Origin of the sequence: Chitinophaga niabensis (assembly GCF_039545795.1) — a bacterium.
GTDB classification, from domain to species: domain Bacteria; phylum Bacteroidota; class Bacteroidia; order Chitinophagales; family Chitinophagaceae; genus Chitinophaga; species Chitinophaga niabensis_B.
On record NZ_CP154260.1, the window covers coordinates 2,341,759 to 2,357,130 of the forward strand.

At 47.1% G+C, this 15,372-nt stretch carries 12 protein-coding genes; 6 read left to right on the top strand and 6 right to left on the bottom strand.

Going from position 1 to position 15,372, the window contains the following annotated elements:
* The first annotated feature begins 3 nt into the window (after positions 1 to 3).
* Positions 4 to 1,449 (top strand): glycoside hydrolase family 30 protein, encoded by a 1,446-nt coding sequence (locus AAHN97_RS09275; RefSeq protein WP_343307303.1) that lies wholly within the window; start codon positions 4 to 6, stop codon positions 1,447 to 1,449.
* 66 nt (positions 1,450 to 1,515) lie between these two features.
* Here AAHN97_RS09275 and AAHN97_RS09280 read toward each other — a convergent pair whose 3' ends face one another.
* A complete protein-coding gene (locus AAHN97_RS09280) occupies positions 1,516 to 3,693 on the bottom strand; it encodes a DUF5916 domain-containing protein (protein WP_343307305.1) in 2,178 nt (725 codons plus the stop codon).
* Between the two features lie 97 nt (positions 3,694 to 3,790).
* Between AAHN97_RS09280 and AAHN97_RS09285 the strand changes: the two genes are divergently transcribed.
* Positions 3,791 to 5,410 (top strand): DUF4139 domain-containing protein, encoded by a 1,620-nt coding sequence (locus AAHN97_RS09285; protein WP_343307306.1) that lies wholly within the window; start codon positions 3,791 to 3,793, stop codon positions 5,408 to 5,410.
* A gap of 178 nt (positions 5,411 to 5,588) precedes the next feature.
* Here AAHN97_RS09285 and AAHN97_RS09290 read toward each other — a convergent pair whose 3' ends face one another.
* From AAHN97_RS09290 to AAHN97_RS09305, 4 genes are read right to left on the bottom strand one after another with little or no spacing between them, the layout of a single operon-like run.
* Positions 5,589 to 7,430: a PQQ-binding-like beta-propeller repeat protein gene (locus tag AAHN97_RS09290; RefSeq protein WP_343307307.1), complete on the bottom strand. Its 1,842-nt coding sequence runs from the start codon at positions 7,428 to 7,430 to the stop codon at positions 5,589 to 5,591.
* Complete coding sequence (locus tag AAHN97_RS09295) at positions 7,427 to 7,747, bottom strand: cupin domain-containing protein (protein WP_343307308.1); 321 nt, start codon at positions 7,745 to 7,747, stop codon at positions 7,427 to 7,429. Before AAHN97_RS09295 ends, AAHN97_RS09290 begins: the two co-directional genes overlap by 4 nt.
* Positions 7,748 to 9,001: a tetratricopeptide repeat protein gene (locus AAHN97_RS09300; protein WP_343307309.1), complete on the bottom strand. Its 1,254-nt coding sequence runs from the start codon at positions 8,999 to 9,001 to the stop codon at positions 7,748 to 7,750.
* Between the two features lies 1 nt (position 9,002).
* The gene (locus AAHN97_RS09305) at positions 9,003 to 10,316 is read right to left on the bottom strand and encodes an AAA family ATPase (RefSeq protein WP_343307310.1); all 1,314 of its coding nucleotides are present in this window, start codon (positions 10,314 to 10,316) and stop codon (positions 9,003 to 9,005) included.
* 75 nt (positions 10,317 to 10,391) lie between these two features.
* On the opposite strand from AAHN97_RS09305, the gene AAHN97_RS09310 reads away from it, so the two are divergent.
* Together AAHN97_RS09310 and AAHN97_RS09315 are read left to right on the top strand one after the other, a co-directional pair.
* On the top strand, positions 10,392 to 10,871 hold the full coding sequence (locus tag AAHN97_RS09310; protein ID WP_343307312.1) for an RNA polymerase sigma factor: 480 nt from the start codon (positions 10,392 to 10,394) through the stop codon (positions 10,869 to 10,871).
* Complete coding sequence (locus tag AAHN97_RS09315; protein ID WP_343307313.1) at positions 10,859 to 11,395, top strand: hypothetical protein; 537 nt, start codon at positions 10,859 to 10,861, stop codon at positions 11,393 to 11,395. The genes AAHN97_RS09310 and AAHN97_RS09315 overlap by 13 nt, the downstream gene beginning before the upstream one ends.
* 196 nt (positions 11,396 to 11,591) lie before the next feature.
* Here the strand turns inward: AAHN97_RS09315 and AAHN97_RS09320 are convergent, their stop codons facing one another.
* Positions 11,592 to 12,740 (bottom strand): putative sensor domain DACNV-containing protein, encoded by a 1,149-nt coding sequence (locus AAHN97_RS09320; RefSeq protein WP_343307314.1) that lies wholly within the window; start codon positions 12,738 to 12,740, stop codon positions 11,592 to 11,594.
* 113 nt (positions 12,741 to 12,853) lie between these two features.
* Here AAHN97_RS09320 and AAHN97_RS09325 point away from each other — a divergent pair, with 113 nt between their 5' ends.
* Positions 12,854 to 14,797 carry a lectin-like domain-containing protein gene (locus tag AAHN97_RS09325; RefSeq protein WP_343307315.1) on the top strand — a complete coding sequence of 648 codons (1,944 nt, stop codon included), beginning with the start codon at positions 12,854 to 12,856 and terminating at the stop codon, positions 14,795 to 14,797.
* Positions 14,798 to 14,830: 33 nt separating this feature from the next.
* On the top strand, positions 14,831 to 15,340 hold the full coding sequence (locus AAHN97_RS09330) for a GNAT family N-acetyltransferase (RefSeq protein WP_343307316.1): 510 nt from the start codon (positions 14,831 to 14,833) through the stop codon (positions 15,338 to 15,340).
* Positions 15,341 to 15,372 lie beyond the last annotated feature (32 nt).

A 15,372-nucleotide genomic window follows, 5' to 3' on the forward strand; every position in this document is an offset into this window, starting at 1 on the left:
AGCATGAAGCAAAGAATCTTTCTGACACTGATTGTCTGCGCCTTTAGCGCCATCTATTGCAAAGGGAACGGAACTGATGCCCCCGGTCCTATAGGCCCGTCACCCGGCCCTCCGGGACCGGTAGCCTCTGATGTGGCCTTCTGGTTAACCAAACCGGATAAGTCTGTATTATTCAAAAAACAACATGTAAACCTGGTGTTTAAGGATGCAGCGAATGCATTCCCCACCATCACGGTAGACGATACACAATCCTTCCAGGGCATTGATGGGTTTGGCTATACCCTCACGGGAGGAAGCGCCACCCTCATCAATTCATTATCTCCCGCTAAACAGGATGCGCTCCTGAAAGAATTATTCCTGTGGGACAGTACTTTCATTGGTGTTAGTTACCTCCGTGTAAGTATTGGTGCCTCAGACCTGAGCGCCGGTACTTTCTCGTACAACGACCTGCCTGCAGGGCAAACAGATCCAAACTTGCTGCAGTTCAGTATCAGTAAAGAGCAAACGGACCTGATCCCTGTATTGAAAAAGATTGTGGCCCTGAATCCCCATATCAAAATACTGGGTTCGCCCTGGAGCGCACCTACCTGGATGAAAACCAATAATGATTTTAAAGGAGGCAGCCTGAAGCCGGAATTTTATGGTGTGTATGCAAAATATTTCGTAAAATACATTCAGGCCATGAAAGCGGAAGGTATTACGATTGATGCTATCACCCCTCAGAATGAACCCTTGCATGGCGGAAATAATCCCAGTATGGTGATGCAGGCTGCTGAACAGGCGGCATTCATCAGGGACCACCTGGGGCCGGCCTTCCGGGCGGCAAATATCACAACCAAAATCATTACTTATGATCACAATGCAGATCGCCCTGATTATCCTGCTGATATCCTTAAGGATCCTGGAGCCAGGCAATTTGTGGACGGTTCGGCTTTTCATCTTTATGGTGGTTCTATTACTGCTTTAACCCAGCTGCACAATGCTTTCCCCGATAAGCATATCTACTTCACGGAGCAGTGGGTGGGCGGCCCCGGAAACTTTGCCGGTGATCTGCAATGGCATGTAGGTACCCTCATTATCGGCGCTACCCGTAACTGGAGCCGCAATGTACTGGAATGGAACCTCGCTGCAGATGCCAATTATAAACCACATACGGAAGGAGGATGCACGACCTGCCTCGGTGCCCTCACTATTGGTACAGATGTATCAAGGAATGTAGCTTACTACATCATCGCACACGCATCTAAATTCGTAAGGCCGGGCTCAGTACGCATTGCATCAGACATTTCGGGTAACCTGGAAAATGTGGCATTCAAAACGCCGGATGGAAAAAAAGTACTGATCGTGCTGAATAACGGGAATGCTCCGCAATCGTTTAACATCCGTTTTAATGGAAAAACAGTCACCACGGAACTGGTGAATGGTGCGGTGGGAACTTATGTATGGTAAGCCAGAGGGCTTAACCGGTACGGTAAACTAAAGGTTTAACCAGTACGCCAGCTTGTGTATAGTGAACTACAAGTTTAACCAATACACCAGTTTAAGCACCAGCGCCCTGTTCTTTACGTAGTAAGGTTCCGGAAGGTAATTGTCTGTATATACAATGAACAGGTCTGAAGCGGGCCGGTAACGCCATTGCAAACGCGTATTCAGGTTCACATTCTTCATCTGTTCATTGTATTGCATAAAACCCGTGAAGAAAAGCGTATTCGTCATGGTCACATCCACACGTGGCCCCACCAGCCAGAATGCCTGGTTACCCCATGGTTGCGGTAAACGGATATCATTATAGTTCGCACTCAAAGCAAGGCTCACATAAGGCTGAAAACGGTAACCCAGTTCACCCGTAAAAGTGAAACGTTTACCATCTGCATAATAACCGCCGTAACGGGTGGATAATGCATACGTAAAAAGACTTTGCGGTTTAGATACATAATCCGCGCCGATGGTATTCCAGCTATGCTGTGAACCTGCAGCAAGACTATCCTTCCCAATATTCACCGGATCAAAAGGCTGCAGTAATTTGATGTAACTGGTAGAACTCCACAACGTAAAAGTATTGCGCTGACGGAACACCATACCGTAGGATAACAATACTTCATTATCCGTACGTTTCATTTTTTCATCAAAGAAATTGGTAGTGCTCAGTTGTGGCCCATGACTCAGCAGCGCACCCTTCTTCGGGAAAAAGAGCCGCGTGATCTGGGGATTCAGTTTGATATAGCCCTTCCTGGGAACATAACCTACTTCCGCATTATAATTGTTGCCCACGTATTCATGCTGCCAGCTGATATTCCATACACGGCTGGTATATTGCAGGTTGGCCGCATGCACCCAGTCTTTCCCGGACCTGCCCGGTGTATTGGATTTCAATACCATGGCTTTCCCCGTCCAGAAATTATTAGCAGAGGCCAGGTTGTATTCCAGCCCGTAGTTACGGTTATAGCGATTATAAGCAGGCTGGCCCGGTAATGCTTTGTCCGGATTGTAGTTCAATGATTCCTTATTGATAAAGATGAAGCCCACATTGGAACGTGCAAACATACGCCTTTGCAGGGCGGCTACTGTAAAGTTCTGCGCTGGTAAAGCAGTAGCCGTTTGTTTCCCGGTTTGCATATTCATCACCCCTAAACGCCAGTCCTTATTCAGTTTACCGCTTAGCCGCGCTCCAAAATGAATAGGCACGCCAAGGCCTATACGCCGCGAAAAGAAAGGACGGATAGTGGAATAACCAAAGTTGGTGAACTGATCCCCATTCTCCAGGAAGAACTGCCTTCTTTCCGGAAAGAACAATTCAAAACGGTCTAAGTTAGTGACCTGTTTATCTACATCCACCTGCGAGAAATCAGGGTTCACGGTAAGGTCCAGGTTGAGAGAGGAAGTGATCCCAATCTTGGCATCCAGCCCTGCATCTCCGCGGAATGTGGCGTCTTTCCCATTCGCATAGTTCTTATTCACGCCACCCAGCAGGTAAGGGATCAGTGATACATTCACACCCGGATCAGGTGGTGGCACATCCCAAACGAGTACGCCAGTATAGGCTAGCGAAGCAGAAGGAAATTGCCGGGGTACCGGTGCCCAGCTGCTTTTCTCTGTTGTTTTCAGATCATTTCTGCCGAAGTTGATGCCCCATTGCGTAATGCCTTTTTTATACCGGATGGATTTGAAAGGGATGGCTGCTTCAAAGATCCATTTATCAGGGTAGTTCTTTACAACCGAACTCCATTTGTTTTCCCAGCTGAGGTCTACCTTCCCGCCATCATACATCAATCCATCCCACTGAGCGCCTGCAGCATTGGCGCCAAAGGAGAAACCATTCGTCTGATCATCGAAAGGGTCCATGAAAAGCAGGAAGTTATCATTCTTCAGGAAGGCGAAGTCGCGGCGGAGGGATTCTACCATATAAGGACCGGGCGCGCCGTTATAATTCACTACCAGCAGGTAGATGTTCTTATCATCATAGGTCATTTGTACATCCGTACGCACTTTTGCATAACTCGTGTCCATGGGCAGGATCATATAAAAGTTGGTAGCCGTGTCCGATGCTGCCCAGGCAGGTTCATCCACGATGCCGTCAATTTTGACGGGAGAAGTGGCCCTGCGGATATGTAACTGGTAGGCGTCATTCTTCTTTTGCGCAAAGATGGGCAGGCTGAACAGACAACAGAAAAGGAGACAAGAGTAAAATCGCACGCTAGAGTAGTTTCCGGATTAAGCGTACAAAATACAGAAATCACTTCATTTATGCAATTATGAAGAAAACTGCATCTTTACCAAAAATACCGTGTTTATGAAAGTCTTATGGACCTCTTTCTCTTTGTGCCTGATGAGTATCAGCGTATTAGCCCAAAGCCCGCTGACAGGGCAAGCCAGCCTTGAATCCGCAACCGTTTACCGGGTAGGGGCGGAATTGAATCACAAAGCCCGTATCAGCCTGCCTAAGGGTAGAAGCGAGCTGCTGATCAGCAATGTAGCCAATGTGTTGGATGAAAACAGTCTCCAGATAGCGGCGGGTACCAATGTAACCATCATGTCTGCCACTTTTGAAAGGGACTTCCTGAAAAATGAAAATAAAAGCCCTGCCTACCTGAAGCTGGAAGACAGCCTGAAATCAGCCAACCGGGAACTGACCAAAACCCGTAATATCCGCACTTCGGAAGAAAATACCCTGGTGCTGCTGGATAAGAACCAGAGCTTGCATGGTAACTCTGCTTCTGTAGCTGAACTGATCAAGCTGGCTGATTACTATAAAACCAAACAATTAGAACTCCGGAACAGTATTGCCCAATTGAAGGAGAAAGAAGTGGTACAGGAAAAGCAGGTGACAAAGATCCAGCAGCAGATGGAAGAACTGAATGCCAATCCTGATAAGAATGGCGGGCAGTTGGTATTACAGGTGATGGCAGAGAATGCCGCCACCGCAGATATTTCCATCAGCTATCTCACCCCCAATGCATACTGGACCGTATACTATGATCTGCGTTCAGATAAAACCACTGAGCCGCTGAAGATCATTTACAAAGCTAATGTGATGCAATCCACGGGAATAGACTGGAAGAAAGTAAAACTCACTTTGTCCACCGGGAATCCTTCACAGAATGGTACGGCACCGGTATTATCAGCCTGGTTCCTTCGTTATGGAACAGAAGCTCAGATCCGTAGCCGCATAACCGGAGCGCAGTTGCAGAACAGGATACAAACATTAGAGGAGCGGGCTGCACCTCCTCCTTCTGCTGCTGACGCCGTAGTCGTTGGTTATGCAAATGGTGTTGATTCTTATACCACAGCCAATGAAAACCAACTCAGCGCCACCTTTGATATTGATATCCCATACGATATTGCCCCCACCGGCAAACAACACAGTGTAACGCTTAAAGAATACACGCTTCCTGCACGTTACAAATACTATGCAGTACCTAAAGCAGACCCGGATGCCTTCCTGATGGCAGAGATCACGGATTATGAGAAGTTTAACTTTTTGCCCGGAGAAGCCAACATCATATTTGAAAACATGTACGTAGGTAAATCATTCATCGATCCCAACGCTACATCAGATACCCTCAACCTCAGTGTGGGCCGTGATAAAAAAGTGATCGTGAAAAGAGAGAAGATCACGGATGTAGCCGCTGGTGTTAAATTCCTTGGCAGTCAAAAGAAACAAACATTCACTTATGAGATCCGTGTGCGCAACGCCAAGAAAGAACCTGTGAATCTCCTGCTGAAAGATCAGTATCCCGTTTCTACGGATAAGAATATGGAAGTGGAGTTACTGGAATCCTCCGATGCAGCCGTGAATACAGAAACGGGTGTGTTGACCTGGAAGCTGAGCATTGAGCCGGGAGAAACGAAGAAAGTGCGGTTAAGTTATTCCGTGAAGTATCCAAAAGATAAAGTCATTGCTAATCTGTAAATAAAAAAGGGGGCTGAAAAGCAGCAATACTTTTTCAACCCCCCTTTTTCGTATCTTTGGGTATACCTCCCCATAGTTTTAAATACTATTTTCACCTTCCTTCACATAGGCTTCACCTTGTCTTCTCCTTGTGTTCAGGTTGTCTTCACCTTGTACTGACCTATCGGTTAATATAGCATCAATATTCTAAGCACAACAACTTCCCATCCATCGAAGAAGCAATCAGCATCTTATCATTCACCGGCTGCACCGTGTTCACTAAACAATTAGAGAACTTATGCTGCCAGATCAGTGAACCATCTTTAGCAGATAATGCATGCACCACGCCGGATTGCCCTGCTACATACACCACGCCATTAAATTCATTGATAGGAGAAGGGCAGATCTCATAACCCATTTCCACAGGAGACTTCCATACTACCTCTCTTGCAGCGCTCCTTGCATTAAAGGCCATCACATTCCCCTGCATTGTTTTGGCATATACCCGGTTACTGTCTGCTGAAATACCAATTGCTTCACGCACCCAGTTGGCGGTATCCCTGAAGCGCCATAACTCTAGGCCGGTATTGGTGTTCAACACCGTCATATACCTGTCCGGCGAAACGAGATAAGCTTTCTGATCAATGGCTACAGGCCACATGGCAGCAGGGGAGAACATCCTGTTATTGGCACCATTGCTCCAGGTCCATGCAGGCTGGCCGGTAGCGGCATCCAGCGCATAGAACTTATTTCCCCAGGAGCCGAAATATACTTTCCCTTCGTACACCATCGGTTTCGTTTCTACAAAACCTTTCACACTATCATAGTCCCATTGCACTTTACCGGTAGGAATATCCCATGCCCTGCAATGCCCGTCAGAACCGGCAATGATAGCCAGTTTGCCGGATAATGCGGCGGATGAAACAATGGCTTTGCCGGTTTCCTGCTGCCAGGCCAGTTTACCCGTTTGTATATTCAGGCAGTACACTTTACCATCTGTAGAAGGTACTACCACATATTTTTCATACACTAACGGTGTGGCGTATATTTTTCCCTGGGTGTGATATTTCCAGGCGGCTTTGCCTGTTTGCAGGTTTACCGCTTTAATATCTCCATTGGTATTGGTATAGATCACTTTCCCATCGGCAACCGCTACAGCACTGCCCATATCACCTGCTTCCTGCACCATCCATTTCACTTTTACAGAAGGATAGGTGTTGTTCACACTGTAAGAGGGGCGGGGCGGGTTTTGCATCCAGGCTTGGCCATTCAATGCTACATGCGTCCAGGCTTTGCGTGTTTCCATACCCGGTGTGCGTTCATTGAAATGCAGGGAATCTGTCGTTACGGAAATAATATTGTAACCGCCGATCGCTGCTTTGGCCCGAAGGTTGGAGCGGCACATGATACCGGGTTTGCCTTCCCAGCTATATGCCCTGTTGGAATGCCCGTGACCGCAAAGCATGGCTTTTACATTCACGCTGCGGAGGCGGTCCAGCACATCGTACCAGTTATTCAATCCACTGTCCTGCGGATAATGGTTCACATAGATGATGGGCTGTTGTTTGTTCTTTTGCTTTTTCAATTGCTCCTCCAGCCACACGATATTTTCCCTGGGTACCTGGCCTGGCCCCATGCGCATATTAGGCCCGCAATTGGTACCTAAGAACAGGTAACCTTTGTGCTCAAAGCAGAAGGTTTCATCGCCGTAAACAGTACGGAAAGAATTACAGCCGCTTTCAGACCATTTGGTATCATGGTTGCCCGGGATGATATGCCAGGGCTTGCTGAGCTTGCTGATAATGCTTTTGGACAGTTTTAGCTCTTCATCAGAGCCAAACTCCGTTATATCTCCTGAAAAGATCACGAATGCAATATCTGCCTGCTGGTTGATATCTGCTACCGTACGTTCCAGGTCTTCTGCACCGGTTTCAGTTCCAACATGCGTATCCGATACCAATGCAAAACGGAAGAGGGTGTCCTGTGCTTTTGCAGTAAAGCCCAGGCTTGCACAGATGAGTATTAAAAGACAATGTTTCATTTGTAATCTTCTCTGACAGGACTGAAAGAATCAATTAAACGGCAATCAGTAATGGCTTTTCCGCCATGTGCCACATGGGAAGGGATCAATACCACATCATGCGCCTGCAGCGTATGTACAACACCATCCAGCTCCATTTCCAGCGTGCCGGAAAGTAAGTAGGTCATCTGCTCATGCGGATGCTGGTGTACCGGCAGCAAAGTGCCTGCTTTCGCCTCCCAGTAGGCCAGTGTATGTTTTTCTCCATGCATGAATCTGCCTGTCATGCCCGGTAATGTTTGGCGGGAAGGAAGGTCTTGGAAGGATACAGGTTTCATTTATCTGTTTTGTTCTTTTATGACTAAATAATTTGCCAGCCAGGAAAATAACATCACACCCACAACATAAGCCAGTGTGAATCCGTTGATCAGTTCTTTACTGAGGAAACCGGTGATGATGCCTGCTATACCCAATACCGCGAGTACGCTGGTATAAACGATCAGCAGTGTTCTGTTCTTTACGGAATTGAACATGGAACTGAGGGGCACCATCATGGAAACACCCACTATCACGATCGTAAGCATATGTTCCTGCCCGGTGGCGAGGTATAATGCGCCGCCTGCTATGGCCGTTACAGCACTCACGCCTACAAAATTGGAAGAGATGATCTCATCTCTGTCCAGCAGATGTTTGCCGTATTTATTCAACCGCAGGAAAAGATTGCTCAGTGGTGTAATGATCCAGGTAGAGAAAGCAAAGATGGCAATGAGGATGATAACGGGATACAGGAAAGGTTCAAACGCCGGGTAGCTGCCTGCAATAAAACGCAGGGCACGGGAGGCGATAAAGATACCGATGATCACACCCCATTGATACTTCGCTGTGAGGTTGCCCATCCAGAATGCATATTTCAAAAAGATCCTGTACAGGAAATACTTTGCTTTCAGTGCTTCTATCATGCCGGACTGTGCCAGTTGCAGGCTGGGATCAATGCGTAATGCTTCCGTGAAATGATACAGCGCCTCTTTCGGGGAGCCTTTTTCCAGCAAACCCCAGCCGTAATTCGCATGCGTGTAGGCATTGTGCGGGTCCTGCCGCAGGGAGCCTTCTATACTGCTGAAGGATTCTTCTTTGCGGTTCAGTTTCAGTAAGGCCGTGCTGCGGGCATTGAGGGCATTGATGTTTTCAGGGTCACGTTCCAATGCAGCATCCGCCAGTTGCAGCGCGGCTTCAAACTGTTTCCTGTCCAGCTTCAGCAAAGCATATAAAGCAAAATAATCCGCATCGTCCGGATCAAGTGTGATAGCCTGTTGAAGGTCTTTCTCTGCCAGGTCGTATTTATCTTCATGCACATAAATGCGTGCGCGCACATAAAAGAGATGGCTCAGTGCCGGGTTTAAACCGATTGCAGTGTTCACCAGGTTTAAAGCCTCTGTGTATTTATTCTGCTGGATCTTTACTTCACAAATGATGCTGATCACATTCACATCATTCGGGTCCTGCGCAAAAAGACTGTTCAGGATGTTCTCCGCCTCCTTGTACTTGCGCTGTTGCAAAAGCAGGATAGCGCGTTGTATCATTTGATCAGACATCTTACTTTTTAATTTTCATATAGTGAAGGATATCATCGTACAAGCCGGCATCGTTGGCATACAATGCAAAATTCTTCGCAATGGCAAACCATTCCTTTGTACTGGCTTTGTGTTTCTTTGCCGCCTGCAGCAGGTCTTTTGTACTCAGCGGAAGCGGAATGCCGTTCTGGAAAGAGGCTTCCAGTTTTTCTTCTATGGCCATATCAATAATAGCGCCGATATCCGCACCGGAAAACTCCGGTATATTTTTACTCAATCCTTCGTAATCTATTTTTTCAGCCGGTTTGCCTTTCAGTTTCAGTTGCAGCATGGCTGCACGGGCTTCCTGGTCTGGCGGTGGTACAAATATGATCCTGTCGAACCGGCCGGGGCGGCGGAATGCAGGGTCCAGGTGCCAGGGAATATTGGTGGCACCCAGTATCAGTACGCCTTCATTTGAATTCTCCACACCATCCAGCTCCTGTAAGAACTGGTTGATAAGGTGTCTGCCGGAAGATTGTTTCATATCACTTCTGCTGGCGCCCAGTGCATCTATTTCATCAAAGAACAATACACAGGGTGTATTTTTCCTGGCATATTCAAAAATGCGGTGGAGGTTCTTTTCGCTGTTCCCCATCCACATATCCAGTATATCATTCAGCCCTACGTTGATAAAACGGGCATTCACCTGGCCGGCAGTGGCTTTGGCGATCATTGTTTTTCCACAACCCGGAGGGCCGTAAAGCAGAATACTGCCACCTGTTTTTTTGCCATATGCTTTATACAGATCAGGATGTTTCAGGGGCTGGATGATCTTTATTTCAATTTCTTTCTTTACCTGCTGCATGCCGCTCACATCAGAGAAATCAATGTCCGGCTTCTGCATAAAAAGAGAAATGCCATCCTCGTCATCATCATTTTCTTCCGCCTGGAATTGCTGCCGTACCCTCAGTTTGGCATCCAGTTCCTCATCAGAAAAATTCGGATTGTTTTCCAGTATTTTCTGGTAAGCTTCACGCGCATTATCCCAGGCATTCTCACGCAGGGAGGATTTGGCGTATAATAACAGTATTTCCGGATTGTCAGGATGATTTTTGAGCAGATCTTCGAGGATCACATTACAGGTGGCGTAAGCCTCCTTTTTGAAGTATACATTGGCCAGGCCTATGAGGCCTTTTTCATTATTTTCGATGCCCAGTGCAGCCAGGTATTCCTGTTCTGCCTCGTCTAACCTGTTCAGCTGGTACAGGGTTTCTGCAAGGTGAAGTCTTAGTGGCACATTCTCAGGCGAGAATTTCAATGCTTCTCTTAAGCTGTCTATAGTACTTTGTGTCATATCAGTTACTAAGATAGATAATTTTGAAGCCAGCTGTAAGTTTTTGTAGAAAAGTACAACTTACCTTTAAACCGCATGATGGAGGAAGCAGCATTTTTACAGCAGATAGACCAGCACCAGGGGATCATTCATAAGATCTGCCGGCTTTACCGGGATAGCCCGGAAGACCGGGAAGACCTTTTCCAGGAAATAGTGTTCCAGCTATGGAAAACAAAACACACTTTCCAGGGAAAAGCAAAGTTCAGTTCCTGGATGTACAGAGTGGCCCTGAGTACTGCCATGGCCACTTTCCGTAAAAAGAAACCCTCCATTATCTACACACCGGAACTCCCGGACCTTCCGCAAACGGAAGAAGAAGATCAGCGGCGCCAGCAGCTGTTTGCGGCTTTGAAACAGCTGGATGATGCGGATAAAGCCCTCATGGCTTTATACCTGGAGGATCTGAGCTATGAGGAAATAGCAGAGATCACCGGCATCAGTGAAAATTATGTAGGGGTGAAATTAACCCGTATCAGGAACAGGATCGTTAAAATCTTACAAACATGGACCCATTAAAAGAAGCCTGGAAAGGCGCAGGAAATACCACAAAAAGCACCGCAGATATTAAGGAAATGTTAAAAGAAAATAAACACCCGGTGCTCAAAAAGATAAGAAGGCAAATGATCGTAGAGATCATTGGGCTCACTGTATTTGGATTGGTCTTTTATGATTTCTTTGATGGGCATAAAAAACCATTGTATGCAATTATTATACTGGTGGCCTCCCTGCTGTTGGTGATCTTCCACAATTTGATCGGTTATTTTAACGCGAGAAGATCTGTGAGAGGAGATAACCTGCGTGTTTCTCTTGAAAAATATGAACAGGATCTGAAGACATTTGCAATAGTATCCATTTTTTCCCGGGTAATTTATACTGCCGGATTAACCATCTATTTTGCATGGCCTTTCAATATCAGGTTATGGCCAGTGCTTGTTTTGCTGGCTTTAGTGATTGTACAGGTGATTATTGTGGCAATTATGTGGAAGAACAGGATACGGGCGATCAATACAACAGTAGGATCATTAAAAGAGGGGGAGTGATGAAGCTCCCCCAATGGTGTGATGCAAGTATAGGGGAGACAATGTCAAAACCCGTTTTAATATTGATGTCTAATGTATGCGTATACGGAGGGTTTTGCAAAAAGAGGTGAACACGAATAATTCATTTCACATTACGAATTTTGCAAAATATCTCTTTACATACCGTTATTTGTTTGTTAAAACATATAATGATATTTTACAAAAGCAGGATATCAATACGGTGGGCCTGCACCATTTCTGCTTCCGGAGACCAGGAGAATACCGTGAAATTGCCGTCCTGACTGGCTACCAGCGCTAATGCATCCCTTTGATCATGAACAAACTGTGCGGCAGAAAGATGCCGCGTACCGCCTATACCGGAAGGATGTAAGATCACTGTGTTTCCACCCATCACCGGTTCAGACATACGGATCAGTTCCACAGGGGTAGAGCGGTTAGCACGGGTGATCTTTGCACCGAAGGCCATTAATTCATGCTCATCGTTGATCACCGTGGCACCATCTACAGCAGTAAGCCCTGTTACATTTTCTACTTCGCGCCGCAATGCATTCTGCCAGTATATTTCACTCACAATATTCCCATCTTTCCGGATCAGGTCTGCCACACCGGAAAATGAAGGTGATACGGGATATTGCAGGGGATGTATGATCGATTCCCGCCAGTTGTCGTGCGCAGAAGGCACTACCAGTAAAATGCCGCCACGTTTATGCGCGCGCATGGAAACCGCCATCTGTATGAGCACGTTCACCGGCTCATTCCACACCACAGAAGCATTCAGTCCCAGAAGGTTGGTCAGGATCTCAGGACTGTCTGGCTGCTGACCGATATCCTCATTCACTACCCGCACCTGGTCGCCCTTGAGCATGGCCACATTGGTGAATTTTCCCAATCCTGAAAGACGGCGGTGTTTGATCACCAGCAATCCGGGTTCAGAAACATCCAGTACAAAACAATAATTAGGCAATTTGATCGTTGTGCCCCAGATATACAATCCATCTTCATCATACCAGATCCCAACATGCACGCCCGGCCGCTCTACGCCCGGCGCCAGTTTGGTTAATGTTTTGGCTGTAAGCGGAATGCGGTGTTCAAACAGCAGGGGTTTACCTGCCTGCTGCGGCTGCAGAAAAGCCAGGGAAATACGGGTTACATAACCTTCTTCCTTGCGCAGGCTGGCCCAGAATGCAACATCAATGATGATCTCTATTGCTTTCTCTGAAGGGGCGGTGGCCAGTTCTTCTTCTCCGTTTTTTTGTGCGCAGGCCAGGTGTTTGTCGAAATGAGCGGCAACAATGCCGCAGACCTTTGTGGCTGCCTGGTAGGTTGATTCATGCGTCAATTCCATAAATGCTGTTGGTTTCTATTCTTCCCGCCAAAGATACACCGATCCCTTTTTATATAGGATAATCCCTGCAGAAGTATTAATTTGCCATTACGTTCCAACTACTATTCCTTTCCATGAAAAGACTAATATGCCTGTTAAGCAGCATACTATGCCTCCATGGAATAGTAAATGCACAGCAAAATTTACAGCCTTACATTCTGAACGGTTCTGCTACGCAGCGGACCTGTAATTGCTATGTACTTACACCAGATCAGCAGAACCTCAGCGGCACTGCCTGGAATAAGAACAAAATAGATCTCACCCAGTCTTTCGATTATGCATTTGATGTGAACCTTGGCTGCAAAGACGGCAGCGGGGCCGATGGCATTGGCTTCATCCTGCAAACCAAAGGCACCAATCTCGGCGCTACCGGCCAGGGCCTGGGTTTCAAAGGAATATCTCCTTCACTGGGTGTGCTGATCGATACTTATCAGAACGACAATGAAAATGATCCGGGATATGATCACCTGGCCATCCAGATGAATGGTTTATCTGATCACAGCAGCTCCGGCAACCTGGCGGGGCCTGTTATGTTGCTGGACGGGCAGGAGAATATAGAAGATTGTAACTGGCACCTGTTCCGTATTAAATGGGATGCCGTTACCCATCAACTGGAAGTGAGCGTAGATAATAATGTGCGGCTCTCCATCCAGAAAGACCTGGTGACGGATATCTTCGGCGGAGACCCCATGGTATTCTGGGGTTTTGCCGGTTCTACCGGCGGCTCTTCCAACCTGCAGCAGTTCTGTGCTGCCCTGCGCCCGGAATTCCGTTTCGATTCACAACAGATCTTATGTGATGGTACTGCGGTACAGTTGAATGATAATTCCAGTTCATTCGGCGTTATCACCCGCCGCTGGTGGGATCTGGGAGATGGCACAACTTCCACCGCATTACAGCCACCGGCACATATTTATCCCAAAGCAGGGCATTATGAAGTGAAACTGGTGATAGAAGATAATAGTGGCTGCATTTCAGATACCCTCAAAGCACCCGTCACCATTGGTTCTTATCCCGTAGTGGATTTTGAACCGCCCATCCTTTGCCTGGGTACGCCGCTGCAGGTGAAAGATGCCACTACCATTGAAGTAGGAACGCTGGAGAAATGGAACTGGGATTGGGGCGGTGGTATTACTTCCAATGTAAAAGATCCGATAGCACCTTATACTACCCCCGGGTTTTACAATGTGCAACTGACCGTCACCTCCAAAGAAGGCTGCAGCTCAACAGGGGGAACACAGGTACAGATAGCAGAACAACCGGTGATCTCGGCTACGGGGAAAAATGCCTGTTTCGGTGAACTCAATGTATTCACCGGCACCAATGAAACACCGCATTTACCTATTCATAAATGGTACTGGGACCTGGGCAATGGTGATAACAGTACACAGGAAAATCTCAGTTACCGTTATGCCGCAGGCGGGAAGTATCCTGCGAGATTGCATGCTGTGACTGATCTTGGCTGTGCCGCTAAACCTATTGATGTACCTGTGGAAGTGATAGACCTGAAAGCACATGCAGGAAGGGATACGCTCATTGCCCGCGATCAACCCCTGCAACTGGAAGGGCTTGCTGCAGGTACAGGACTCACCTATGCCTGGGAGCCCGCTACAGGGCTCAATGATGCGCATTTGCCCAATCCGGTGGCTATCCTGCAGAAAGACCAGACCTTCCGCTTTGTAGTCAGCTCACCTGAAGGATGTATGGATGATGATACCATGCATGTAAAAGTATATGCCGGGCCTGAATTTTATGTGCCTACCGGATTTACGCCCAATAACGATGGCATGAATGATTATTTCCGCGTGATTGCACCTGGTGTACCTAAACTGGATTTCTTTAAGGTATGGGACAGATGGGGCCATGAATTTTTCTCCACTACTTCGCTCTCAGATGTATGGGATGGTACCTTTAAAGGAAAACCTGCTTCCATGGGAACCTATGTATGGATGGTACAGGGCGTGGATTACAAAGGCAGGCTGTTTAGCAGGCAGGGCACGGTTACTTTGATCAGGTGATATTATTCCCCTTAAATTCCTTTGCTTTGCATCATGGAATTCGTTCAAAGCACCGAAAAAGACCTGGAGGAAATTTTCAGGTTGTATGATGAAGCTGTTGCATTTCAGAAAACTGTTTCCAATAAACACTGGAAACAGTTCGACAGGGAGATGGTAATAGCAGAGATCAAAGAAGGCCGTCAATGGAAGATCATTGAAGATGGAGCTGTTGCCTGCATCTTCGTGATTGCTTACAGTGATCCGTTCATCTGGGGAGAGCGTGGCCATGGCAAAGCTATTTACATTCACCGTATTGTTACCAATCCCAACTTCCGCGGCGGCAACTACGTAAAAGCCATTGTTGCATGGGCCCGGCAGCATGCAAAAGAAACCGGCAATGCCTATATACGGATGGACACCTGGGGCGATAATGCCCGCCTCATCGAATATTACACCAATTGTGGTTTTAATTTCCTCGGTGTATTTGCACCAGATGATATCTCTCAGCTCCCCAAACATTACAGCGACATTACACTGGCCTTTTTTGAAATGGAAGTAAAGTAGGACGGTACAGGATGCTATGAGTTGATATTCTC

Coding starts and splice junctions, on each gene's coding strand:
- AAHN97_RS09275 (WP_343307303.1), top strand. CDS start 4: ATGAAGCAAAGAATCTTTCTGACACTGATTGTCTGCGCCTTTAGCGCC.
- AAHN97_RS09285 (WP_343307306.1), top strand. CDS start 3,791: ATGAAAGTCTTATGGACCTCTTTCTCTTTGTGCCTGATGAGTATCAGC.
- AAHN97_RS09290 (WP_343307307.1), bottom strand. CDS start 7,430: ATGAAACATTGTCTTTTAATACTCATCTGTGCAAGCCTGGGCTTTACT.
- AAHN97_RS09295 (WP_343307308.1), bottom strand. CDS start 7,747: ATGAAACCTGTATCCTTCCAAGACCTTCCTTCCCGCCAAACATTACCG.
- AAHN97_RS09300 (WP_343307309.1), bottom strand. CDS start 9,001: ATGTCTGATCAAATGATACAACGCGCTATCCTGCTTTTGCAACAGCGC.
- AAHN97_RS09305 (WP_343307310.1), bottom strand. CDS start 10,316: ATGACACAAAGTACTATAGACAGCTTAAGAGAAGCATTGAAATTCTCG.
- AAHN97_RS09310 (WP_343307312.1), top strand. CDS start 10,392: ATGATGGAGGAAGCAGCATTTTTACAGCAGATAGACCAGCACCAGGGG.
- AAHN97_RS09315 (WP_343307313.1), top strand. CDS start 10,859: ATGGACCCATTAAAAGAAGCCTGGAAAGGCGCAGGAAATACCACAAAA.
- AAHN97_RS09320 (WP_343307314.1), bottom strand. CDS start 12,740: ATGGAATTGACGCATGAATCAACCTACCAGGCAGCCACAAAGGTCTGC.
- AAHN97_RS09325 (WP_343307315.1), top strand. CDS start 12,854: ATGAAAAGACTAATATGCCTGTTAAGCAGCATACTATGCCTCCATGGA.
- AAHN97_RS09330 (WP_343307316.1), top strand. CDS start 14,831: ATGGAATTCGTTCAAAGCACCGAAAAAGACCTGGAGGAAATTTTCAGG.